Consider the following 21,951-nt stretch of genomic DNA (forward strand, 5'->3'; position numbering starts at 1 on the left):
GCCGGGCGGCGTGCCCTAGGCCGCGGCCCGCCTCGGCAAGGCCACCCGCACCCGCAGCCCGCCCAGCTCGCTGCCCTCCAGCGCCAGGCTGCCGCCGCAGGCCTCGGCGATGTCGCGGGCGATGCCCAGGCCCAGGCCGTGGCCGGCCACCTGCTCGTCCAGGCGGGTGCCGCGTTCGAGCACGCTGTCGCGCAGTTCCTCGGCGATGCCCGGGCCGTCGTCGTCCACCAGCAGGCGGTAGCCGTCCTCGCCCTTCTCCACCTGCAGGCGCACCTCGCCGGCCGCCCACTTGCAGGCGTTGTCCAGCAGGTTGCCGAGCAGTTCCAGCAGGTCCTCGCGGTCGAACGGCAGGCGCAGGCCGGGCTCCGCCGCGCAGGTGATGCGCAGGTGCTGGCCGTGGATCAGCTGGAGCATCTCGCGCAGGCTGGGCAGCTCGGCGTCGCAGTCGAAGTGCGCGCCGGGCAGCGCCTCGCCCACCAGGCGCGCGCGGCCCAGCTCGCGGGCCAGGCGCTGGTCGATCTGCTCCAGCTGCTCCTGCAGCACCCGCTTCAGCTCCGGGTGCTGCTGCAGTTCCTCGCGCTCGGCCAGGCTGATCAGCACCGCCAGCGGCGTCTTCAGCGCATGGCCGAGGTTGCCCAGGGCGTTGCGCGAGCGGCGCAGGGTTTCCTCGGTGTGCTGCAGCAGGTGGTTGACCTGCTCCACCAGCGGCTCCAGCTCCTGCGGCACCTGGGTGTCCAGTTGGCTGCGCTGGCCGTCCTGCAGCTGGGCGATCTGCTGGCGCACCCGCTCCAGCGGGCGCAGCGCGCGGCGCACCGTCAGGCGCTGGAAGAACAGGATCAGCAGCAGCGCCAGCACCCCGGCGCCCAGGCCGATGTTGCGCAGGCGGTTGAAGCTCTTGAGGATCGGCGTGTAGTCCTGCGCCACGCTGATCCGCAGGGTGCGGCCGTAGCGCTTGTAGTCGCCGCGGAAGACCAGCAGGCGCTGGCCTTCCGGGCCCTTGGCCAGGCCTTCGCGCAGGCCCGGGTGGTCCGGCACCTTCAGCTCGTGGTCCCACAGCGAGCGGGAGCGCCAGTCGGTCTGCTCGAAGTGGATCTGGAAGTAGCGTCCGGAGAACAGCCGCTCGTAGGCGCCGTCGACGCGCTGCGGGTCCAGCTGCAGCCCGGCCGGGCCGCGGATGATCGCCACCAGCAGGCTTTCCGCCTCGTCCTGCAGGCCGCTGGCGAGGTAGCGGCGCAGGCCCTGGTCGAACAGCCAGAGCCCGGCCTGGGCCAGCGCCAGGCCGATCACCAGCAGCACAGCAGCGAGGCCGAAGCCCAGGCGCCGCTGGATCGAGATCAAGCCGCGCCCCCGGCGCTGCCGGCGAAGCGGTAGCCCTGGCCGCGGCGGGTTTCGATGATCTCGCGGCCGAGCTTGCGGCGCAGGTGGTTGATGTGCACCTCGATGACGTTGGAGTCGCGCTCGGTCTCGCCGTCGTAGAGGTGCTCGGCCAGGTGCGACTTGGACAGCAGCTGGCCCGGGTGCAGCATGAAGTAGCGCAGCAGGCGGAACTCGGCGGAAGTCAGGTCGACCTCCCTGTCGCCCTGCAGCACGCACTGGCGCGCCTCGTCCAGGCGCAGGCCGCCGGCCTCCAGCTGGGCCTGGTTGGCCACGCCGTGGGCGCGGCGCAGCAGGGCCTGGATGCGCAGGAAGAGCTCCTCAGGGTGGAAGGGCTTGGTCAGGTAGTCGTCGGCGCCGGCCTTCAGCCCGTCGATGCGCTCGGCCCAGGAACCGCGCGCGGTGAGGATCAGCACCGGGGTGGCCAGGCCCAGGCCGCGCCATTCGCGCAGCACGTCCAGGCCGGGGCGGCCCGGCAGGCCGAGGTCGAGGATGATCAGGTCGTAGGGCTCGCTGGCCCCCTGCACCGCGGCATCGCGGCCGTCGGCCAGCCAGTCCACGGCGTAGCCCTGGCGGGCCAGGCCGGCCAGCAGTTCGTCGGCGAGGGGGACGTGGTCCTCCACCAGCAGCAGACGCATCAGTCGTCTTCCTTATCCTTGAGGATGCGCCCGTCACGGGCATCCAGTTCCAGTTCGCGGACCACGCCACCGGGGGTGAGCAGCTCTATCTCGTAGATGTAGGTGTCGTGCTCCTTCTCAAGCTCCGCCTCGAGCAGGCGCGAGCCGGGGTAGCGCTGCAGCGCCGCCGGCAGTATCGACTCGAAGGGGCGGATCACCCCTTCGCGGGTCAGGCGCAGGGCCTCGTCCTGGCTGAGGTCGTGGGCCAGCGCCGGCCCGGCGACGCACAGTGCGGCGAGCAGGGCGTAACGCAGAGGATAGGTCATCAGTGGTCCTGGCGGTCCTTGAGCACTTCGCCGCTCACCGCGTCCAGCTCGACGTCCCATTTCACCCCCTGGGCGTCCTTGACGTCGACCTTGTACAGGTAGCGGCCGTGCTCCAGTTCAAGCTCGCTATCGTACACGGTTCCGCCGGGGTGCTTGCCCAGCGCGGCCTGGTTGAGGCGCTGGAAGTCCTGGATGGTGCCGGCGTCGCGCAGGCGCAGGGCCTCGTCGGGGCCGATGTCGTGGGCCAGCGCCAGGCTGGAGACGCCGAGCAGGCCGGCGGCGGCGATCAGGCGGGTAAGGGTGTGCATGGGGAAGACTCCTGCGAATTGCCAATGTCCGCAGGCTATCGAATAGCCATTAATCCAAGCTGAATGGGTGCGGGATGGATCATTCACCGGATGAAGGATGCTGCCTAGGAAAATACAGCGCTTATAATCGCCGCCTCGCCGGAGAGAGCCCCATGACCGCCATCCACATCAAGTCCCCTGCCCTCGTCCTCAAGGCCGGTGCCCGCGCCCTGCGGCGCATCCGCGAACGCGGCCTGGCGCCCGCCGACGTCGGCATCCTCCCCGGCGCCGCCGGCGGGCCGAAGGCGCTGGGCATCCAGGGGCTGGACCTGGCGCTGTTCGGCGAATGGCTGCCGCGCGCGCCGCGCGAGCGCTCGCTGATCGGCGCCTCGATCGGCTCCTGGCGCTTCGCCAGCGCCTGCCTGCCGGACGCCGCCGCCGGCATCCGCCGCCTGGGCGAGCTGTACACGCAGCAGCGCTTCTCGCGCAACGCCGACATCGCCGAAGTCTCGGCCAGCTGCACGCGGATGCTCGACGACCTGCTCGCCGGGCAGGACGCCAGCGTGCTGGCCAACCCGCACTACCGCCTCAACGTGGTGGTGGTGAAGAGCCACGGGCGCCTGGCCGACGACGGCAAGCGCACCCTCGGCCTGGGCCTGGGCGCGGTGATCCGCGACAACCTGCTCGGCCGCCGCCACCTGCACCGCCACTTCGAACGGGTGATCCTCCACGACGCGCGCCTGGCCCCGCCGCTGGCGCCGCTGCAGGACTTCCCCTCGCGCTGCCTGCCGCTGGACCAGGGTAACCTGCGCCATGCCCTGCTCGCCTCCGGCTCCATCCCCATGGTCATGCAGGGCGTGCGCGACATCCCCGGCGCGGGCCCAGGCACCTACCGCGACGGCGGCCTGCTCGACTACCACCTGGACCTGCCCTACGAGACCGACGGCGTGGTGCTCTACCCACACTTCACCGACAAGGTCATCCCCGGCTGGTTCGACAAGGGCCTGCCCTGGCGCCGCGGCGACGCCACCCGCCTGCAGGACGTGCTGCTGCTCGCCCCGTCCCGCGAGTACCTGGCCCGCCTGCCCCACGACAAGCTGCCGGACCGCAAGGACTTCAAGCGCTACCTGGGCGACGACGCCGGCCGCGAGCGTTACTGGAACAAGGCCATGGACGAGAGCCGCCGGCTGGGCGACGAATTCCTCGAACTGGCCGACGGCGGCCGCCTGGGAGAAAGGCTGGTCCCCCTGTAGGGCGCATAACGCCTACGGCGTTATCCGCCGTTCGGCCTTGGCCATACGCCGGGCAAGGAGCCGCCGTCAGGTTCAACCATGGAGTGGCTGGCAAGGAGGTGTAGCGGCGGATAACCGCGAACGGTTATTCGCCCTACGTCCATGGTGGGCTTGGCGTAGGGCGAATAACGCGAAGCGTTATCCGCCGTTTGACCGCGGCCCCATCCCGCTCGCTGCCGAGCACGGAGCCGCTGTCCAAGCCGCGCCAGGCTCAACAGGGAAGCACGTACGTAGGAGCAACTATCTTCTGGGCTCCCTCGTTCACGGGGGTGACTGGATCAAAATTCGCGTCTCCCATGTCGCCCCATTGTAGGAGCGGGCCCTGCCCGCGATTCGCGCGCAGGGCGCGCTCCTACAGGGGAATGGCATGGCTCGGGCAGCGTAGGAGCGGACTCCGTCCGCGATGGACCGCGCCCACACCCCACAGGATGACTCCCCTACCCCGGCTGCCCGTCGATCCGAGCCTTCCACAGCATCGGCCCGTAGTACCCGGCGAAGATCAGGAACGCCAGCGACCAGCACAGCGCTGCCAGCTGCAGGCCGCCCAGCGGCAGCCACCACACCACCACCACCCGCGCCAGCACGCCCAGGTTGAGCAGGGCGAAGCCCCAGGCCATCGCCTTCGGCGGCTGCAGCGCGCGGCCGGTGTGGCCCAGGCTGACGCGGGCGATCATCGCCAGGATCAGCCCGCCGACGCCGCCCACGGTCAGCGCGTGCAGCGGCAGGCTGGACGGCAGCGCCGCGCCGGCCGCGGACGCCGCCAGGCCGAACAGCGCCAGGGTCATCCAGGCATACGCCAGGTGCAGCGACCACAGCAGCGGCACGCTCCACAGGTCGCGGTCGTACCAGCGCCACAGGCGCACCAGGTGGCCCAGGCCGAGCAGGCCGAACAGCACCGCCAGCAGCGGCCCCGGTTGCAGGGCCGGGCCAGTGGCGCTGAGCACCGCCAGCAGCGCGCCGCCCAGCAGCAGCGCCCAGTCCAGCCACGGCCAGGCCGGCACCTGGGCGGTACGCCCCAGGCCGCGCTGGGTGAAGAAGGGAATCACCCGCCCGCCGATCAGGCTCATCAGCGCCACCACCAGCCACAGCGCGGCCAGGACGCCGCCACGCTGCCAGGCCTCGTTGCCCAGCGCCTGACCGGCCATGACCTGGGCATCGGCCAGGGTCAGCAGGACCAGCACCATCAGCACCGGGTAATTGCGCGTCTGCCGCACCTGGTAGAGGCTGCGGCCGACGAACCAGGCCAGCGCCGGCGGGAAGGCCAGCTCCAGCACGGCCGCCAGCCACCAGGGCGCGCCCAGCAGCCAGGCCAGCCGCGCCGCCAGCCAGAGCAACGCCAGGTTGCGCAGCGGCGCGCCGCTGAGGCCCGGGCGGCCGGTCCAGGTCTGCACCGCGGTGAGCAGGAAGCCGGCGATGATCGCCAGGGCGAAGCCGAACACCATCTCGTGGCGGTGCCAGCCCAGCCAGCCGCCCAGCGGCTGCCACCCGGGCAGCCAGCCGGCCAGCGCGGCGAGCCAGAGGAAGATGGCGAGCGCCGCGAACAGCGCCCCGCCGAGGAAGAACGGACGGAAACCCAGCCGCCACAGCGGCGGGATCGCCAAAAGAACCTTGCGATCAACCAACAGCACAACAGACCTCCCAGCCCGGTTGGCGCATCTGCCGCTGGGCGATCAGGCGCAGCACGTAGCCCAGCTTGATGGCGGTCGGCCCGAGGACGGTCAGGGCGTGGGCGGCCACCAGTTGCGGCAGGTTGAGGAAGGCGTCGATGAAATAGGCGCCGAAGATGCCTCCCAGCAGCATAGCGGCACCTGCGCTGAGCAGGGCGTTGGAATGGCCGAGATTGCGTTGCGGACAGGAGAAGAAACCTTTCATCACACACCTCCGGTAGTACAGGGTGGCCGGCCCGCGGGGGCCGGCCGGTCTTGCGTCAGGCCTCCAGCGCGCTGGCGGGGCCGAAGAACTCGTAGTGGCACTGCTTTTCGGGCACGCCCAGCTCGCGCAGGTGGCGCTTCACCTGGGCCATGAACGGCTTGGGCCCGAGGAAGTAGGCGTCCAGGTCGCGCTGCGCCGGCAGCCAGTTGCTCAGCAGCTGCTGGCTGATGAAGCCCTCGGCATCGGCCTGGTCCTGCTCGCGCGGCTCGCTGTAGCAGAAGAAGTGCAGCAGCGTCGGGTGCTTGCGCGCCTGGTTCTCGATGAACTCGCGGAAGGCGTGCACGCCGCCGTGGCGCGCACAGTGGATGAAGTGCACCACGCGGCCGGCGTCCAGCGCCCGCTGCAGCATGGCCAGCGACGGGGTGATGCCGACGCCCGCGGTGATCAGCGCCAGCGGCTTGTCGCTGTCGCCCAGGACGAAGTCCCCGGCCGGCGGGAACAGGTCGATCTCGTCGCCCTCCTGGACCTGGTCATGCAGGTAGCTGGAAACCCTGCCTTCGGGCTCGCGCTTGACGCTGATGCGGTACTCGCGGCCGTTGGCCGGGGCCGACAGCGAATAGTTGCGGCGCACTTCCTCGCCATCCAGCTCCAGGCGCAGGCCGATGTACTGGCCCGGCTCGAAGTCCAGCAGCGCGCCGCCGTCCACCGGTTGCAGGTAGAAGGAGACGATCTCCTCGCTCTCGGCCACCTTGCGCGCCACGCGGAAGCGCCGCGCACCGCGCCAGCCGCCCTCTTCGGCGGCATTGCGGGCGTACACCGACTCCTCGGCGCCGATCAGGATGTCGGCCAGTTGCTGGTAGGCCGCGGCCCAGGCGGCGATCACCTCGTCGGTGGCGATTTCCTCGCCGAGCACCTCGCGGATGGCCCGCAGCAGGCAGGAGCCGACGATGGGATAATGTTCCGGGAGAATCTGCAGCGACACGTGCTTGTTGACGATCTGCCCCACCAGCGGGCCGAGGCGCTCGAGCTCGTCGATGTGGCGGGCGTACATCAGCACGCCGTTGGCCAGGGCCCGTTGCTGGTCGCCGGACGCCTGGTGGGCCTGGTTGAAGAGCGGGCGCACCTGCGGGTACTCGGTCAGCATCAGCTGGTAGAAGTGCCGGGTCAGGGCTTCGCCACCGGTTTCCAGCAGCGGGACGGTCGCCTTGATCAGGGTGCGGTGTTCGTTGGACAGCATGCGGATCTCCTTGGAACGCAAGACAGGGTGGGATCTGCCTGGGATATTTCAGGAAGCATGCCAAGGTCGCAGCCCAGTATTCCCGGGACTTTCGCCGCAACAGAAGTCATAATGACCAGCATTCATTCGAGTCATATGGACTGCCTAGAGGTCAAAATGACCAGAAACCCCTTGCTTGCCACCCTGCTCCCCCTGGTCGACGACCTGTCCCGCGAGTTGCCCGACGAGGAACGTTACCGCCGCCTGCTGGAAGCCCTGCGCGAACTGCTGCCCTGCGATGCCAGCGCCCTGCTGCGCCTGGAAGGCGAGCAACTGGTGCCGCTGGCGGTGGACGGCCTGAGCCCGGACACCCTCGGCCGCCGCTTCAAGATCGCCGAACACCCGCGCCTGCGGGCCCTGCTGGAACGCCCGGGGCCCACCCTGTTCGACGCCAACTGCGGCCTGCCCGACCCCTACGACGGCCTGGTGGAAGGCGTGCACCTGGAAGTGCACGACTGCATGGGCTGTCCGCTGTACCTGGACGAGCAGCCCTGGGGCCTGCTGACCCTCGACGCCCTCGAGCCCGGGCGCTTCTCCAGCGGCGACCTGGACAACCTGCAGGCCTTCGCCAGCCTGGCGGCCGCCACGGTGAAGGCCAGCCAGCGCATGCTCGACCTGGCCCTGCGCGCCGAGCACGAGCAGCAGCGCGCCGACGCCTACCAGCGCGCCGCCGGCGAGGCCCCGCGCGAGCTGGTCGGGCAGAGCCCGGCGCACCGCCAGCTGGTGGACGAAATCAAGCTGGTGGCCGGCAGCGACCTCAGCGTGCTGGTCACCGGCGAGACCGGCGTGGGCAAGGAACTGGTGGCCCAGGCCATCCACCAGCGCTCGCTGCGCCACACCCAGCCGCTGGTCAGCCTGAACTGCGCGGCGCTGCCGGAAACCCTGGTGGAGAGCGAACTCTTCGGCCACGTGCGCGGGGCCTTCTCCGGCGCCGTGGGCGAGCGCCGCGGCAAATTCGAGCTGGCCGACGGCGGCACCCTGTTCCTCGACGAAGTGGGCGAGCTGCCCCTGGCGATCCAGGCCAAGCTGCTGCGCGTGCTGCAGAGCGGCCAGCTGCAGCGCCTGGGCTCGGACCGCGAGCACCGGGTGGACGTGCGCCTGATCGCCGCCACCAACCGCGACCTGGCCGCGGAAGTGCGCGCCGGGCGCTTCCGCGCCGACCTCTACCACCGAATGAGCGTCTACCCACTGCACGTTCCGCCGCTACGCGAGCGCGGCAACGACATCCTGCTGCTGGCCGGCTACTTCCTCGAGCAGAACCGCCCGCGCCTGGGCCTGCGCAGCCTGCGCCTGAGCGCCGAGGCCCAGGCCGCCCTGCTCGGCTACCCCTGGCCGGGCAACGTGCGCGAACTGGAACACCTGATCGGCCGCGCCTCGCTCAAGGCCCTGGCCGCAAGCCCCGAGCGCCCGCGCATCCTCACCCTGGAGCTCGACGACCTCGGCCTCGACCAGGGCCTGCCGCTCCCCGGAGCCGACAAGGCCACGCCCACCCGCGAACTGCCGAAACCCGGCGTCGAACTGCGCACCGCCCTGGACGACTTCCAGCGCCAGCTGGTCGCCGCCAGCCTGCAGCGCCACGCCGGCAACTGGGCGGCGGTGGCCCGCGAACTGGGGGTGGACCGGGCCAACCTGAACCGCCTGGCGCGGCGGCTGGATCTCAAGTGAGCCGCGCCTGAACTATCTTTCCAGGCGCATAGTCCCGCTTCGAGGAGCCCCGCCATGCGCCACCTGCTCGTCGCCCTGCTCGGCCTCGTCCTGGCCGGCTGCATCTCGCCCAACCAGGGCCGGCCGCTGCATTTCGACGAGTTCCCCAGTGCCGAGTACCAGGCGCTGCCGGTCCACGGCAATGGCAGGATCGATGGCCGCGCCTTCCTCCGCACCCGCGCTGGCACCCTGAAGCCGGCGGCCGGCAAGGACGTGGCGCTGATCCCGGCGACGCGCTACATGGCGCCGCTGTACAAGGCCTACCAGGAGCGGCGGCCGCTAGGCGAGCCCGATGCCCGGGCAAAAATTTACACCCGCACGGTGCGCGCCGATGCCGAGGGCCGCTTCAGCTTCGGCCAGGTGCCGGCGGGGCGCTATTACCTGAGCTGCGAGGTGACCTGGGAAACCAGCGGCGCCAATGGCCCAACCACGGTGGGCGCGACCGTCATGGCGCCGCTGACCCTGCGCGAGGGCGAGGAAGTCCAGGTCGAGCTGACGCGCTGACCTGCCGACGGGGGTATGCCCGGCCGCTCGGCAAAGTGGGTACAATAGGCGGTTGCAATTGCCCACTGATGATCTGAAGGCCACCTCTTGGAACTGTTCAAGGAATTCACTTTCGAGTCCGCCCACCGCCTGCCCCATGTCCCGGAGGGCCACAAGTGCGGCCGCCTGCACGGCCATTCGTTCCGCGTGGCGCTGTACATCGAGGGCGAGGTCGACCCGTATACCGGCTGGATCCGCGACTTCTCCGAGATCAAGCAGATCTTCAAGCCGATCTACGAGCAGCTCGACCACAACTACCTGAACGACATCCCCGGCCTGGAGAACCCCACCAGCGAGAATCTCTCGCGCTGGATCTGGCAGCAGGTCAAGCCGCTGTTGCCGGAGCTGTCGCGGGTGCGGGTGCATGAGACCTGCACCAGTGGGTGTGAGTATCGCGGGGACTGAGGTCGCGCGACGCGCTGTAGGAGCGAGCTTGCTCGAGAACCTTGGCCCCCCGCACCTCCCTTAACCTTGTCATTCCCGCGAACGCGGTAACCCAGTGGCTTGGGGGCTTGGTGTAGCGCGCCGCTCCGAGTGCGCTGAGATCTCTCGTTTCGCCCCCTCGGGCGAGTCACTTCTTTCAAACGCCAAAGAAGTAACCAAGAAGGCTTGCCCCGACATACGGGCCCGATGGAGCCGGGCTACCCTCCCGAATTCCCCCGCCACGGAGGCCCCCCCCGACAGCACGTCCCTGTGCTGATCGGGGCTCTAGCGACATCCATGTCGCATGACCTCCTGAGCGCCGGTTTCGCTCGGCCTTCTGAAGGGGCGTTCCGGTGCGCTCGGATATTTCTCTGGAAACCCGTAGGGCGCATAACGCCTACGGCGTTATCCGCCATCGTCGTCGGGCATCGGTGTTTGGGCCAACGGCGGATAACCGCGAACGGTTATTCGCCCTACGAGTTTGCCGGCTGACGCTACGTTATCCGCTTGCTCGGGACAGCCCCCTCTCCCTTCAGGGAGAGGGCTGGGGAGAGGGGACGGACTTCGCTCTGGCACCTCTGCCAAACCCTGACTCCGCTCCCCCTCCCTAACCCTCCCCCGCAAGCGGGAGAGGGGACCGTTCGGCGTGATGCGAAACCGCGAAGCTCCCGGGTTCCCACGTAGGGCGCGCCAAATCGCGGACAGAGTCCGCTCCTACGGTTCCAGGTAGCACGGGCGTAGGAGCGGACTCCGTCCGCGATTGGACTCACCAGCCGCGCCGGACATCCCTGTGGCACGGATGGCGGCGGATAACCGCGAACGGTTATTCGCCCTACGTGCACGTCCACGAAAAAGCCCCGCACTCAGCAGGCTGTGTGAAAACCCGAGCGGCTCTTCGAAGAGAGCGTTCCTACGTGAAATCTGAAGAGGCTTGGCTATTCAGCCAATCCAGAATCCGCGTAGAAACGCGAAATCCAGGTTGTTTTTTAACCAGCGGGACCGATCCTGAGGTTTTCACACAGCCTGACTCAGGCGGGGCTTTCTTTCATGGGGCAAGCCTCAGCGCGCCGCGGTGCGGCCGCCCTTCTTCTTGCCGCCGAGCAGGTGCGAGAACACCGCGTGCAGGTCGCCCGAGGCGCTGTCGCCTTCCAGGTTCAGCTTGTCGTCGATGTGCGCCATGTGGTGCATCATCAGGGTCACGGCCTTTTCCTTCTCGCCTTTCTCGATGGCGTCGAGGATTTCGTTGTGCTCGTCGAACGAGCAGTGCGAGCGGCCGCCCGCCTCGTACTGGGCGATGATCAGCGAGGTCTGCGACACCAGGCTGCGCTGGAAGCTGACCAGCGGGGCGTTCCTGGCCATCTCCGCCAGCTTGAGGTGGAACTCGCCGGACAGGCGGATACCCGCGCCACGGTCGCCACGGGCGAAGCTGGCCTGCTCCTGCACCACCATCTCGCGCAGCTCGGCGAGCAGCTCGGCGTTGGCGTTGTCCACCGCCAGCTCGGTGATGGCGCGCTCGACGGTGCGCCGGGCGAAGAGGATCTGCCGGGCCTCGTCGATGCTCGGGCTGGCCACCACCGCGCCGCGGTTGGGGCGCAGCAGCACCACCTGCTCGTGGGCCAGGCGCGACAGGGCGCGGCGGATGATGGTGCGGCTGACGCCGAAGATTTCGCCCAGCGCCTCCTCGCTCAGCTTGGTGCCGGGCGCCAGGCGCTGTTCGAGAATGGCGTCGAAGATGTGCGCGTAGACGATCTCGTCCTGCGTGCCGGTACGGCTCTTGCCGTTGCGCGCCGGCTTCTTGATCTGTTGCAGCGGGTCGGTCATGGATCCTCAACCTTGTTGGGCGGACCGGCGGCCTGGGCAATCCGCTGCCAGGTACGCGGGCGCGACGAAATGATGGCCACCAGTGTACACAAAATGCCCAGCGCCGCGCACCCGGCGCATCCCCCTTGCCCTGCGGCATTCGGCCGTCCCCGCTGTACAAATTCTGCGCAATGTCGGGACGAATTTTCCGATGAATTGTTTGGAAGAAGCCGAGCGATAGGTACGAAACATTATTTGATTTTTTTGTATACAACCTCATAATCGCCGGCGTGACTTCCTGACTCGCAAGTCAAGAACACGCCCTCACAGCCTTCCGCCGAGCCAGGGACGCAGGTGAACCAGCCGACGGCAAGGACCAACAACAAGAGCGTTGAGGAGTACCCGCTGTGGAAAGCACCAAACAAGAACAACAAACCGCTGTCGCCTCCAGCCCACCCGCCACCGGCCTGCTCGAACGCCTGTTCAAGCTCAGCCAGCACGGCACCACGGTGAAGACGGAACTGGCCGCCGGCCTGACCACCTTCATCACCATGGCCTACATCATCTTCGTCAACCCCAACATCATGGCCGACGCCGGCGTCGACCACGGCGCGGCCTTCGTCGCCACCTGCCTGGCCGCCGCGCTGGGCTGCTTCCTCATGGGGCTGTACGCCAACTGGCCGGTGGGCCTGGCGCCGGGCATGGGCCTCAACGCCTTCTTCACCTACACCGTGGTCAAGACCATGGGCTACAGCTGGGAAATCGCCCTGGGCGCGGTGTTCATCTCCGGCGTGCTGTTCATGGTGCTGACCTTCTCGCGCATCCGCGAATGGCTGCTCAACAGCATCCCGCCGAGCCTGCGCTTCGCCATGGGCGCGGGGGTCGGGCTGTTCCTCGGGCTGATCGGCCTGAAGACCGCCGGCATCGTGGTCGCCAGCCCCGCCACCCTGGTGCACCTGGGCGACCTGACCAAGCCCGGCCCGCTGCTGGCGGCGATCTGCTTCCTGATGATCGCCGTGCTGGAGTACCGCCGGGTGTTCGGCGGCATCCTCATCAGCATCCTCACCGTCACCGTGGCCGGTATCGCCCTGGGCCTGGTGCAGTTCGGCGGGGTGTTCTCCATGCCGCCGAGCCTGGCGCCGACCTTCCTGGCCATGGACATCGCCGGTGCCTTCAACGTGACCATGATCAGCGTGATCCTGGCCTTCCTCTTCGTGCACATGTTCGACACCGCCGGCACCCTGATGGGCGTGGCCCAGCGCGCCCACCTGGTGCGCGAGGACGGCCGCATCGAGAACCTGTCCAAGGCGATGAAGGCCGACAGCGCCTCCAGCGTGGTCGGCGCCGTGCTCGGCGTGCCGCCGGTGACCAGCTACGTGGAAAGCGCCGCGGGCGTGGCCGCCGGCGGCCGCACCGGGCTGACCGCGGTGACCGTCGGCGCGCTCTTCGTCGCCGCCATGTTCTTCGCCCCGCTGGCCGGCATGATCCCCGCCTACGCCACCGCCGGCGCGCTGATCTACGTGGCCATGCTGATGATGGGCGGCCTGGCCCACATCGACTGGCAGGAGCACACCGAGACCATCCCGGCCATCGTCACCGTGATCATGATGCCGCTGACCTTCTCGGTGGCGGACGGCATTGCCCTGGGCTTCGTGACCTACGTGGCGATGAAGGTCTTCACCGGCCGCCACAAGGACGTGACCGTCAGCCTGTATGCACTCTGCCTTATATTTGTAGCCAAATTCATCTTCCTGTAATCTGGACGAGCCCCGCCACGGCCCCGGCGCACATACGCCGGGGCCTTTGCATTCGAGAGTCCGCGATGAACCTGGAAACCTGGCTGCTCTACAGCAGCGCCGCCCTGATCGTGATCCTGATTCCCGGCCCGCTGTCGCTGCTGATGGTCAGCAACAGCCTCAACTACGGGCTGCGCCGTTCGCTGCCGGCCTTCCTCGGCGGGGTCAGCGCCTCCATCTGCCTGCTCAGCGCCTCGGCCCTGGGCCTGGGCGCGCTGCTGCTGGCCTCGGAGAAGCTGTTCAGCGTGCTCAAGGTGCTGGGCGCGCTCTACCTGTTCTACCTGGCCTGGCAGAGCTGGCAGGAATCCCGCATCGCCGGCCAGCCGCGCGCCGCCGAGGAACTGCCGGTCAACCCGGGCTTCCGCAGCCTGTACTGGAAGGCCTTCGGCCTGGGCGCCAGCAACCCGAAGGACATCCTGTTCTTCGCCGCCTTCCTGCCGCAGTTCCTCAGGGCCGACCACCCGCTGTGGCAGCAGTTGCTGGTGATGATCCTCACCTGGGCGGTGCTCGACTTCGCCTGCAAGCTGTTCTACGGCCTCAGCGCCCGCGGCGCCGCGCGCTTCCTGCGCTCGGGCAAGGGCCAGGCCTGGTTCAACCGCGGCAGCGCCGCCCTCTTCGCCACCGCTGGCGGGGCTTCGTTGCTCAGCCGCTGAGGCCCATAGAACCGTTCGCGAGCAAGCCCGCGCCTACGAAAAGCACTGGCACCTGTAGGAGCGAGCTTGCTCGCGAACGGTATTTACCGGCAGCAATGATGTTTAGGGTTAACTCCGCCCCCTCTCCTTGGGAGAGGGGGCTGTCCGGCGCGAACGAGAGGTTCGGCATCAACCTGTAGGAGCGGGCCCTGCCCGCGATTTCGCGCGCAGGGCGCGCTCCTACATGGGAACGCGGTGTAGGTGAGGCGGCGTAGGATGGGTGGAACGAAGCTCAACCCATCCTACGAAAAGCACCTCGGCGCAAGGCAACCGGCCCCATGGTACAGGCAAAAAAAGACCCGCCGAGGGCGGGCCGATGGGACTCCACGAAGAGTCGGGGTGGGAAGCCGGGTGGCGGGCTAGCTGCCGCGGTAGGTCGAATAGCTGTACGGCGAGATCAGCAGCGGCACGTGGTAGTGGTCGCTTTCCGAGGCGATGCCGAAGCGCAGCACCACCTGGTCGAGGAAGGCCGGTTGCGGCAGTTGCAGGCCACGGGCGCGGTAGTAGTCGCCGGCGTTGAACAGCAGCTGGTAGACGCCGGGGCGGAAGTCCTCGCCCTGCAGCAGCGGCTCGTCGCAGCGGCCGTCGTCGTTGGTCACGCGGGTGGCGACCAGTTCCAGCTGCTGGCCTTCCACGCGGTAGAGCTCGACCTTGATGCCATGGCCGGGGCAGCCGTGGGCGGAATCCAGTACGTGCGTCGTCAAACGTCCCATGGGCTCTGGGCATCCCCGGCGCGGCCGGCGGACGCCGTCCTCCTTCTCGGTGTGGTGTGGGTTGCACCCCGCAGGCGGCGGCCGGCCGGGTGGGTTGGATGGGACGAAAATACGCCATCACATAAATATTGTATACAAAAAACTTGCTTCCACGCCCCGAAACGGCGCCACCGCCCCAGCATGCGGCATTCCGATCCGCTGCCGGCACGCTTGAGGCCGGAGGCCGCCGAGCTGACCAGTTGGGCAGGTAATTTGCTTGCTCTGCCTACGGATGCGGATGACGACGGATGGCGAAACTGGGGTGCGGGATTGTATTTACATTCGGCCACACAACTTGTATACAATATCTCGCAACACGGTGGCGCACGCCCTACCGCCCCGCGCCGCCCCCAACAAGAAGGAACACTGCAGTGAGCGCTGACTACCCACGCGACCTGATCGGTTACGCCGACAACCCTCCCCACCCGCACTGGCCGGGCGACGCGCGCATCGCGCTGTCCTTCGTGCTCAACTACGAGGAAGGCGGCGAGCGCTGCATCCTTCATGGCGACAAGGAATCCGAGGCCTTCCTCTCCGAGATGGTCGCCGCCCAGCCGCTGCAGGGCGCGCGCAACATGAGCATGGAGTCCCTCTACGAATACGGCAGCCGCGCCGGCGTCTGGCGCCTGCTCAAGCTGTTCCGCAAGTACGACCTGCCGCTGACCATCTTCGCCGTGGCCATGGCCGCCCAGCGCCACCCGGACGTGATCAGGGCGATGGTCGCCGCCGGCCACGAGATCTGCAGCCACGGCTACCGCTGGATCGACTACCAGTACATGGACGAGGCCCAGGAGCGCGAGCACCTGCTGGAAGCCATCCGCATCCTCACCGAGCTGACCGGCGAGCGCCCGCAGGGCTGGTACACCGGCCGCACCGGCCCGAACACCCGGCGTCTGGTGCGCGAGGAAGGCGGCTTCCTCTACGACTCCGACACCTACGACGACGACCTGCCCTACTGGGACCCGGCCAGCACCGCCGCCAAGCCGCACCTGGTGATCCCCTACACCCTGGACACCAACGACATGCGCTTCACCCAGGTGCAGGGCTTCAACAAGGGCGACGACTTCTTCGAGTACCTCAAGGACGCCTTCGACGTGCTCTACGCCGAAGGCGCCGAGGGCGCGCCGAAGATGCTTTCCATCGGCATGCACTGCCGCCTGCTGGGCCGCCCGGCGCGCCTGGCCGCGCTGGAACGCTTCATCCAGTACGTGAAGGGCCATGAGAAGGTGTGGGTCGCCCGCCGCGTCGACATCGCCCGCCACTGGTACGAGAAGCACCCGTTCCAGGCCCAGGAGAAACAGGCATGAGCCGCTTCCAGACCCTGACCCCGGCCAGCCTCGACCGCGCCGCCTTCGTCGCCGCCTTCGCCGACATCTACGAACACTCCCCCTGGGTGGCCGAGAAGGCCTACGACCTGGGCGTGGACGAGAGCCTCAACGACATCGAGAGCCTGCAGCAGCGCATGGCCGACATCCTCCTGTCGGCTAGCCACGACGCCCAGTTGGCGCTGATCAACGCCCACCCGGACCTGGCCGGCAAGGCCGCCGTGCGCGGCGAGCTGACCGCCTCCAGCACCTCCGAGCAGGCCGGCGCCGGCATCCACGAATGCACCGCCGAGGAGTTCGCCCGCTTCAACGAACTCAACGACGCCTACAAGGCGAAGTTCGGCTTCCCCTTCATCAAGGCGGTGAAGGGCAGCGACCGCCACCAGATCCTCGCGGCCTTCGAGGAACGCATCCACAACACGCCGGAGCAGGAGTTCCAGACCGCCCTGGCCGAAATCAACAAGATCGCGATGTTCCGCCTGCAGCAGCTCTGAGCCCGCGGCTGGAAATTCACGTCACCAAGGAGAACAAGATGAGAACCTACAACGCTCCCTTCGAGAAATTCGTCAACCTGGCCGACGAGCGCCTGGGGAGCAAGGTGATCAGCGTCACCGACGAATGGTTCGCCGCCGCCAGCCGCATGCTGCAGCCCACCCCCGCGGTGTGGAAGGAAGGCGTCTTCGACGACAACGGCAAGTGGATGGACGGCTGGGAATCCCGCCGCAAGCGCTTCGAGGGCTACGACCACGCGGTGATCCGCCTGGGCGTGCCGGGCTCGATCAAGGGCGTGGACATCGACACCAGCTTCTTCACCGGCAACTTCCCGCCGTCGGCGTCCCTGGAAGGCTGCTTCGTGGCCGAGGGCGACCCCAGCGACGACACCCAGTGGACCGAGGTGCTGCCCTCCGTCGAGCTGCAGGGCAACAGCCACCACTACCACGAGATCAGCGACGAACGCCCCTACACCCACCTGCGCCTGAACATCTACCCGGACGGCGGCGTGGCGCGCCTGCGCGTGTACGGCATTCCGTTCCGCGACTGGGCCAACCAGAACCCGAACGAGCAGGTCGACCTCGTCGCCGCGCTGAACGGCGGCCGCGCCCTGGCCTGCTCCGACGAACACTTCGGCCGCATGAGCAACATCCTGAACCCCGGCCGCGGCGTGAACATGGGCGACGGCTGGGAAACCGGGCGCCGCCGCACCCCCGGCAACGACTGGGTGATAGTCGCGCTGGGCCACGCCGGCATCGTCGAGAAGATCGTCGTCGACACCCTGCACTTCAAGGGCAACTACCCGGAAAGCTGCAACATCCAGGCGGCCTTCGTGAAGGGCGGCACCGACAGCCAGATCGCCACCCAGAGCCTGTACTGGCGCGAACTGCTGCCGAGCCAGAAGCTGCAGATGCACAACGAGCACACCTTCATCGAGCAGATCAGGGAACTGGGCCCGATCACCCACGTGCGCCTGAACATCTTCCCGGACGGTGGCGTCAGCCGTCTGCGCCTGTTCGGCAAGGTGGCCAGGTAAGCGCAACACCTCCCCCGTCATCCCCGCGAACGCGGGGATCCAGAGACACCGGGCTCCCGCGTTCGCGGGAGTGACGCAAGGGAAAGCGGTCCCCGGGCTCGCCCGGGCACAGAACAACGAACACAAGTGACCAGCCATGCGTACCCTGAAGATCGAACCGTTGACCAAGGAAGCCTTCGCCCCGTTCGGTGATGTCATCGAAACCGAAGGCAGCGACTACTTCATGATCAACAACGGTTCTACCCGCCGTTACCACAAGCTCGCCACGGTGGAGACCGCGCAGGCCGAGGATAAGGCGATCATCAGCATCTTCAGCGCCGAAGCACTGGAGATGCCCCTGCGCATCCGCATGCTGGAGCGTCATCCGCTGGGCAGCCAGGCTTTCATCCCGCTGCTCGGCAACCCCTTTCTGGTCGTGGTCGCGCCACTTGGCGACGTACCTGTACCGGGCCTTGTCCGCGCCTTCCTGAGCAACGGAAGGCAGGGCATCAATTACCACCGCGGCGTCTGGCACCACCCGGTGCTGACGATCGAAAAGCGGGATGACTTCCTGGTGGTCGATCGCAGCGGTTCCGGCAACAACTGCGACGAGCATTTCTTCACCGAGGACGAGCAACTGCTCCTCGACCCCCAACTAAACTAATAAGAGAGGCCCGTCCGCCGCGACGCCGGTGGCCGGGCAAGAGGTAATGACTGTGGAAGCACATCTCATCGAATGGGCGAACCTGCTGGTTCGCTGGATTCACATGATCGTCGGCATCGCCTGGATCGGTGCCTCGTTCTACTTCGTCTGGCTGGAAAACAACCTCAACCGCGCCAACCCGCGCGAAGGGCTCTCCGGAGACCTCTGGGCGATCCACGGCGGCGGCATCTACCACCTGGAGAAATACAAGCTGGCACCGCCGAAGATGCCGGACAACCTCCACTGGTTCAAATGGGAGGCCTACTCCACCTGGCTCTCGGGCGTGTGCCTGCTGACCATCGTGTTCTACCTGAACCCCAGCCTGTACCTGGTGGCCCCGGGCAGCGACCTGGCGCCCGCCGCGGCCGTGGCCATCGGCATCGGCTCGCTGATCGCCGGCTGGTTCATCTACTCCACCCTGTGCGACTCGCCGCTGGGCAAGGCCCCCGCCCTGCTCGGCGCCATCCTGTTCGCCCTGCTGGTGCTCGCCGCCTACCTGCTGAGCCAGGTGTTCAGCGGCCGCGGCGCCTACCTGCACGTCGGCGCGATCATCGGCACCATCATGGTCGGCAACGTGTTCCGGGTGATCATGCCGGCCCAGCGCGCGCTGGTGAAGGCCATCGAGGAAGGCCGCGAGCCCGACCCGGTGCTGCCGGCCAAGGGCCTGCTGCGTTCACGGCACAACAACTACTTCACCCTGCCGGTGCTGTTCATCATGATCAGCAACCACTTCCCGAGCACCTACGGCAGCCACTACAACTGGCTGATCCTGGCGTGCATCGCGGCGCTGGCGGTGATAGTGCGGCACTACTTCAACACCCGCCACAACGGCAACGGCATGGCCTGGGCCCTGCCCGCCGGCGCCGTGGGCATGATCGCCCTCGCCTTCGTCACCGGCCCGACGCTGCAGAGCGCCGCACCGACCAGTGCCAGCGCCCCGGCGAAGGTCGAGTACCAGCCGCTGCCGGAAACCGCCATCGGCGGCAAGACCGCCGCCGAACGCGCCAAGGAAGACAGCGAGAAGGCCGCCGCCCCGGCGCAAGCCCCGGCCCAGGCGCAGGCCAGCAGCGCCGGCGGCAATGGCGACTTCGAGAAGGTTCATCACGTCATCCAGGAACGCTGCACCGTGTGCCACTCGGCCAAGCCGACCAGCCCGCTGTTCAGCGCCGCCCCGGCCGGCGTGATGTTCGACACGCCGCAGCAGATCCAGGCGCAGACCGCGAAGATCCAGGCGCTGGCCGTGGCCTCCCAGGTCATGCCGCTGGGCAACATCACCCAGATGACCCAGGAAGAGCGCAACCTGATCGGCTCCTGGATCGCCAGGGGCGCCCAGACCAACTGAGCCACCGCGGTTCGCCGGAACCAGGAAAACCGCACCTTCGGGTGCGGTTTTTTTATGCCCGCAGGCTTTTCGTAGGAGCGGACTCCGTCCGCGATTCCTCCGGCAAGGCCGGCGCCCGATGTTTCGCCTGCACCGCCCAAGCCATGTAGGAGCGCGCCCTGCGCGCGAATCGCGGACAGAGTCCGCTCCTACAGGAACACCGACTCCACGAAATAAAAATGTAGTCCCACCCGACCTACGGCTACATCCCGCCGAAGCCACGAAACACGCGACCTAGAGCGATCCGAAACCCATCATTCACAAGCCGACCGACGAGTTGTATACAAAAACATATTGAAGCGAATACACATCAACGTTATAAAGTCCCGCACCGCTTCACCCGCACGGCCCCGGGGGTGTGGCGAGCCAGTACTACCCGGTCGCCGAGCCTGATCGGCGCCCACCAGTGACACAACAATAAAAATCGAGGTGTTGCATGTCCGAGGTAACTGAGCGCCACGCTGCCGGCTCGTCCGCCGACCAGCGTCTGCCGTTGCTGCAACTGCTGCTGGTGGGATTCCAGCACGTGCTCCTGATGTACGGCGGCGCCGTGGCCGTCCCGCTGATCGTCGGCCAGGCCGCCGGCCTGTCCCGCGAGGAAATCGCCTTCCTGATCAACGCCGACCTGCTGGTCGCCGGCATCGCCACCGTGGTGCAGTCGCTGGGCATCGGCCCCGTCGGCATCCGCATGCCGGTGATGATGGGCGCCAGCTTCGCCGCCGTCGGCAGCATGGTGGCCATGGCCGGGATGCCCGGCGTGGGCATCAACGGCATCTTCGGCGCCACCATCGCCGCCGGCCTGTTCGGCATGCTCGTGGCGCCCTTCATGAGCCGCATCGTGCGCTTCTTCCCGCCGCTGGTGACCGGCACCGTGATCACCTCCATCGGCATGTGCCTGTTCCCCGTGGCCATCAACTGGGCTGGCGGCGGCAAGGGCGCGGCCAACTTCGGCGCCCTGGAGTACCTGTTCCTGTCCAGCCTGGTGCTGGCCGCCATCCTGCTGGTCAACCGCTTCCTCAAGGGCTTCTGGACCAACGTCTCGGTGCTCATCGGCATGCTGCTGGGCTACGTCGTCGCCAGCGGCATGGGCATGGTCGACCTGTCCGGCATCGACGCCCGCCCGGCCTTCGAGGTGGTCACCCCGCTGCACTTCGGCGCGCCCAGCTTCCACCTGGCGCCGGTGCTGTCCATGTGCCTGGTGGTGCTGATCATCTTCGTCGAGTCCACCGGCATGTTCCTCGCCCTGGGCAAGATCACCGGCGACGAAATCTGCCCGCGCCGCCTGCGCCGCGGCCTGCTGTGCGACGCCACGGCGTCCTTCTTCGCCGGCTTCATGAACACCTTCACCCACTCCTCCTTCGCCCAGAACATCGGCCTGGTGCAGATGACCGGGGTGCGCAGTCGCTTCGTCACCGTCGCTGCCGGCGGCTTCCTGATCCTCCTGAGCCTGATGCCCAAGGCCGCCTACGTGGTCGCCTCGATCCCGCCGGCGGTGCTGGGCGGGGCCGGCATCGCCATGTTCGGCATGGTCGCCGCCAGCGGCATCCGCATCCTCCACGAGGTGGACATCGTCGACCGGCGCAACCAGCTGCTGGTGGCGGTGAGCATCGGCATGGGCATGGTCCCGGTGGTGCGCCCGGACTTCTTCGCCGCCCTGCCCGCCTGGATGGAGCCGATCACCCACAGCGGCATCGCCATGACCGCGATCTGGGCCGTGCTGCTCAACCTGCTGTTCAACATCCTCGGCGAACGTGGCCGCGACGCCCTCTGCGGGCACCACTGAAGCCGACGCTTTCGGCGGGCCCCTCCCGACGCCTGCCGCTTCCAGCCGCGCCTCACTCCTGCGCGGCTTTTTTCATTCCCCGCCGCACGAAACCATCCGCAGGCACGGTTCGTAGCCATGATCGCGGACAGAGTCTCCTACAGGGAAATGCCACGCCTTCCGGCAACTTGTAGGAGCGAGCTTGCTCGCGAACGGACTCCGCAGCGGGGTTTATTCGCGAGCAAGCTCGCTCCTACGAAGAGCATTTCGGCACGGGCCGCAAGACAGTTGCTCCTACGGTTCCAGGAAGCACGGGCGTAGGAGCGGGCCCTGCCCGCGATTCGCGCGCAGGGCGCGCTCCTACAGGGGAATGGCATGGCACGGTCGTAGGAGCGGACTCCGTCCGCGATTGGACTCACCGGCCACGCCGGACGCCCCGGTGGCACGGCCAACGGCGGATAACCGCGAACGGTTATTCGCCCTACGCCAAACGGCCGGCCGCAAACGAAAAGGCCGCGC

At 67.9% G+C, this 21,951-nt stretch carries 21 protein-coding genes; 12 read left to right on the forward strand and 9 right to left on the reverse strand.

Features of this window, described 5'->3' with window-relative positions; translation table 11 throughout:
* Positions 1–15: 15 nt before the first annotated feature.
* The 4 genes from VV867_RS26615 to VV867_RS26630 are packed head-to-tail and all read right to left on the reverse strand — an operon-like array spanning position 16 to position 2,625.
* Positions 16–1,338: a sensor histidine kinase gene (locus VV867_RS26615; protein ID WP_275626993.1), complete on the reverse strand. Its 1,323-nt coding sequence runs from the start codon at positions 1,336–1,338 to the stop codon at positions 16–18.
* The gene (locus VV867_RS26620) at positions 1,335–2,012 is read right to left on the reverse strand and encodes a response regulator transcription factor (RefSeq protein WP_109933339.1); all 678 of its coding nucleotides are present in this window, start codon (positions 2,010–2,012) and stop codon (positions 1,335–1,337) included. The genes VV867_RS26615 and VV867_RS26620 overlap by 4 nt, the downstream gene beginning before the upstream one ends.
* A complete protein-coding gene (locus tag VV867_RS26625; RefSeq protein ID WP_089391963.1) occupies positions 2,012–2,317 on the reverse strand; it encodes a PepSY domain-containing protein in 306 nt (101 codons plus the stop codon). Before VV867_RS26625 ends, VV867_RS26620 begins: the two co-directional genes overlap by 1 nt.
* The gene (locus VV867_RS26630) at positions 2,317–2,625 is read right to left on the reverse strand and encodes a PepSY domain-containing protein (RefSeq protein WP_275626994.1); all 309 of its coding nucleotides are present in this window, start codon (positions 2,623–2,625) and stop codon (positions 2,317–2,319) included. Before VV867_RS26630 ends, VV867_RS26625 begins: the two co-directional genes overlap by 1 nt.
* Positions 2,626–2,777: 152 nt before the next feature.
* Here VV867_RS26630 and VV867_RS26635 point away from each other — a divergent pair, with 152 nt between their 5' ends.
* Entirely contained in the window at positions 2,778–3,857 is a 1,080-nt protein-coding gene (locus tag VV867_RS26635) for a patatin-like phospholipase family protein (protein WP_275626995.1), read from the forward strand.
* A 476-nt stretch (positions 3,858–4,333) separates the two neighbouring features.
* On the opposite strand, the gene VV867_RS26640 is transcribed toward VV867_RS26635, so the two are convergent.
* From VV867_RS26640 to hmpA, 3 genes are read right to left on the reverse strand one after another with little or no spacing between them, the layout of a single operon-like run.
* Positions 4,334–5,524: an NnrS family protein gene (locus VV867_RS26640; protein ID WP_275626996.1), complete on the reverse strand. Its 1,191-nt coding sequence runs from the start codon at positions 5,522–5,524 to the stop codon at positions 4,334–4,336.
* Positions 5,511–5,768: a transmembrane sensor/regulator PpyR gene (locus VV867_RS26645; RefSeq protein ID WP_089391967.1), complete on the reverse strand. Its 258-nt coding sequence runs from the start codon at positions 5,766–5,768 to the stop codon at positions 5,511–5,513. Before VV867_RS26645 ends, VV867_RS26640 begins: the two co-directional genes overlap by 14 nt.
* A gap of 55 nt (positions 5,769–5,823) precedes the next feature.
* Positions 5,824–7,005 carry an NO-inducible flavohemoprotein gene (gene hmpA, locus VV867_RS26650; RefSeq protein WP_275626997.1) on the reverse strand — a complete coding sequence of 394 codons (1,182 nt, stop codon included), beginning with the start codon at positions 7,003–7,005 and terminating at the stop codon, positions 5,824–5,826.
* Positions 7,006–7,161: 156 nt separating this feature from the next.
* On the opposite strand from hmpA, the gene norR reads away from it, so the two are divergent.
* The 3 genes from norR (at position 7,162) to queD (ending at position 9,696) form a co-directional block, all read left to right on the forward strand.
* On the forward strand, positions 7,162–8,709 hold the full coding sequence (gene norR / locus VV867_RS26655) for a nitric oxide reductase transcriptional regulator NorR (RefSeq protein WP_109937249.1): 1,548 nt from the start codon (positions 7,162–7,164) through the stop codon (positions 8,707–8,709).
* 54 nt (positions 8,710–8,763) lie between these two features.
* Positions 8,764–9,252 carry a carboxypeptidase-like regulatory domain-containing protein gene (locus tag VV867_RS26660; protein ID WP_275626998.1) on the forward strand — a complete coding sequence of 163 codons (489 nt, stop codon included), beginning with the start codon at positions 8,764–8,766 and terminating at the stop codon, positions 9,250–9,252.
* A gap of 87 nt (positions 9,253–9,339) precedes the next feature.
* Positions 9,340–9,696 (forward strand): 6-carboxytetrahydropterin synthase QueD, encoded by a 357-nt coding sequence (gene queD, locus VV867_RS26665; protein WP_089391973.1) that lies wholly within the window; start codon positions 9,340–9,342, stop codon positions 9,694–9,696.
* A gap of 1,077 nt (positions 9,697–10,773) precedes the next feature.
* Here the strand turns inward: queD and VV867_RS26670 are convergent.
* A complete protein-coding gene (locus tag VV867_RS26670; protein WP_328567996.1) occupies positions 10,774–11,535 on the reverse strand; it encodes a GntR family transcriptional regulator in 762 nt (253 codons plus the stop codon).
* Positions 11,536–11,921: 386 nt separating this feature from the next.
* Here VV867_RS26670 and VV867_RS26675 point away from each other — a divergent pair, with 386 nt between their 5' ends.
* Positions 11,922–13,271 carry an NCS2 family permease gene (locus VV867_RS26675; RefSeq protein WP_275627000.1) on the forward strand — a complete coding sequence of 450 codons (1,350 nt, stop codon included), beginning with the start codon at positions 11,922–11,924 and terminating at the stop codon, positions 13,269–13,271.
* Between the two features lie 65 nt (positions 13,272–13,336).
* Positions 13,337–13,963: a LysE family translocator gene (locus VV867_RS26680; RefSeq protein ID WP_328567997.1), complete on the forward strand. Its 627-nt coding sequence runs from the start codon at positions 13,337–13,339 to the stop codon at positions 13,961–13,963.
* A 398-nt stretch (positions 13,964–14,361) separates the two neighbouring features.
* On the opposite strand, the gene uraH is transcribed toward VV867_RS26680, so the two are convergent.
* On the reverse strand, positions 14,362–14,715 hold the full coding sequence (gene uraH, locus VV867_RS26685) for a hydroxyisourate hydrolase (protein WP_275627002.1): 354 nt from the start codon (positions 14,713–14,715) through the stop codon (positions 14,362–14,364).
* A 410-nt stretch (positions 14,716–15,125) separates the two neighbouring features.
* Here uraH and puuE point away from each other — a divergent pair, with 410 nt between their 5' ends.
* From puuE to VV867_RS26715, 6 genes are all read left to right on the forward strand, one after another.
* Positions 15,126–16,061: an allantoinase PuuE gene (puuE, locus tag VV867_RS26690; RefSeq protein ID WP_328567998.1), complete on the forward strand. Its 936-nt coding sequence runs from the start codon at positions 15,126–15,128 to the stop codon at positions 16,059–16,061.
* Complete coding sequence (gene uraD / locus VV867_RS26695) at positions 16,058–16,573, forward strand: 2-oxo-4-hydroxy-4-carboxy-5-ureidoimidazoline decarboxylase (RefSeq protein WP_328567999.1); 516 nt, start codon at positions 16,058–16,060, stop codon at positions 16,571–16,573. The genes puuE and uraD overlap by 4 nt, the downstream gene beginning before the upstream one ends.
* Before the next feature lie 38 nt (positions 16,574–16,611).
* Positions 16,612–17,607, forward strand: coding sequence for an allantoicase (gene alc, locus VV867_RS26700; protein ID WP_328568000.1), 996 nt, complete (start codon positions 16,612–16,614; stop codon positions 17,605–17,607).
* A gap of 136 nt (positions 17,608–17,743) precedes the next feature.
* Positions 17,744–18,250 (forward strand): ureidoglycolate lyase, encoded by a 507-nt coding sequence (locus VV867_RS26705; protein WP_328568001.1) that lies wholly within the window; start codon positions 17,744–17,746, stop codon positions 18,248–18,250.
* A gap of 52 nt (positions 18,251–18,302) precedes the next feature.
* Entirely contained in the window at positions 18,303–19,631 is a 1,329-nt protein-coding gene (locus VV867_RS26710; protein WP_328568002.1) for a urate hydroxylase PuuD, read from the forward strand.
* Between the two features lie 475 nt (positions 19,632–20,106).
* Positions 20,107–21,453, forward strand: coding sequence for a nucleobase:cation symporter-2 family protein (locus tag VV867_RS26715; RefSeq protein ID WP_275627007.1), 1,347 nt, complete (start codon positions 20,107–20,109; stop codon positions 21,451–21,453).
* Positions 21,454–21,951: the final 498 nt, after the last annotated feature.

Origin of the sequence: Pseudomonas sp. JH-2 (genome assembly GCF_036231725.1) — a bacterium.
Taxonomy (GTDB): domain Bacteria; phylum Pseudomonadota; class Gammaproteobacteria; order Pseudomonadales; family Pseudomonadaceae; genus Pseudomonas; species Pseudomonas delhiensis.

Bases quoted from the DNA above. Each gene is read 5' to 3' on its own strand.
- alc (WP_328568000.1), top strand. From the start codon at position 16,612: ATGAGAACCTACAACGCTCCCTTCGAGAAATTCGTCAACCTGGCCGAC.
- VV867_RS26630 (WP_275626994.1), bottom strand. From the start codon at position 2,625: ATGCACACCCTTACCCGCCTGATCGCCGCCGCCGGCCTGCTCGGCGTC.
- uraD (WP_328567999.1), top strand. From the start codon at position 16,058: ATGAGCCGCTTCCAGACCCTGACCCCGGCCAGCCTCGACCGCGCCGCC.
- uraH (WP_275627002.1), bottom strand. From the start codon at position 14,715: ATGGGACGTTTGACGACGCACGTACTGGATTCCGCCCACGGCTGCCCC.
- VV867_RS26715 (WP_275627007.1), top strand. From the start codon at position 20,107: ATGTCCGAGGTAACTGAGCGCCACGCTGCCGGCTCGTCCGCCGACCAG.
- VV867_RS26660 (WP_275626998.1), top strand. From the start codon at position 8,764: ATGCGCCACCTGCTCGTCGCCCTGCTCGGCCTCGTCCTGGCCGGCTGC.
- VV867_RS26670 (WP_328567996.1), bottom strand. From the start codon at position 11,535: ATGACCGACCCGCTGCAACAGATCAAGAAGCCGGCGCGCAACGGCAAG.
- hmpA (WP_275626997.1), bottom strand. From the start codon at position 7,005: ATGCTGTCCAACGAACACCGCACCCTGATCAAGGCGACCGTCCCGCTG.
- VV867_RS26705 (WP_328568001.1), top strand. From the start codon at position 17,744: ATGCGTACCCTGAAGATCGAACCGTTGACCAAGGAAGCCTTCGCCCCG.
- VV867_RS26625 (WP_089391963.1), bottom strand. From the start codon at position 2,317: ATGACCTATCCTCTGCGTTACGCCCTGCTCGCCGCACTGTGCGTCGCC.
- VV867_RS26645 (WP_089391967.1), bottom strand. From the start codon at position 5,768: ATGAAAGGTTTCTTCTCCTGTCCGCAACGCAATCTCGGCCATTCCAAC.
- VV867_RS26680 (WP_328567997.1), top strand. From the start codon at position 13,337: ATGAACCTGGAAACCTGGCTGCTCTACAGCAGCGCCGCCCTGATCGTG.
- norR (WP_109937249.1), top strand. From the start codon at position 7,162: ATGACCAGAAACCCCTTGCTTGCCACCCTGCTCCCCCTGGTCGACGAC.
- VV867_RS26620 (WP_109933339.1), bottom strand. From the start codon at position 2,012: ATGCGTCTGCTGCTGGTGGAGGACCACGTCCCCCTCGCCGACGAACTG.
- VV867_RS26635 (WP_275626995.1), top strand. From the start codon at position 2,778: ATGACCGCCATCCACATCAAGTCCCCTGCCCTCGTCCTCAAGGCCGGT.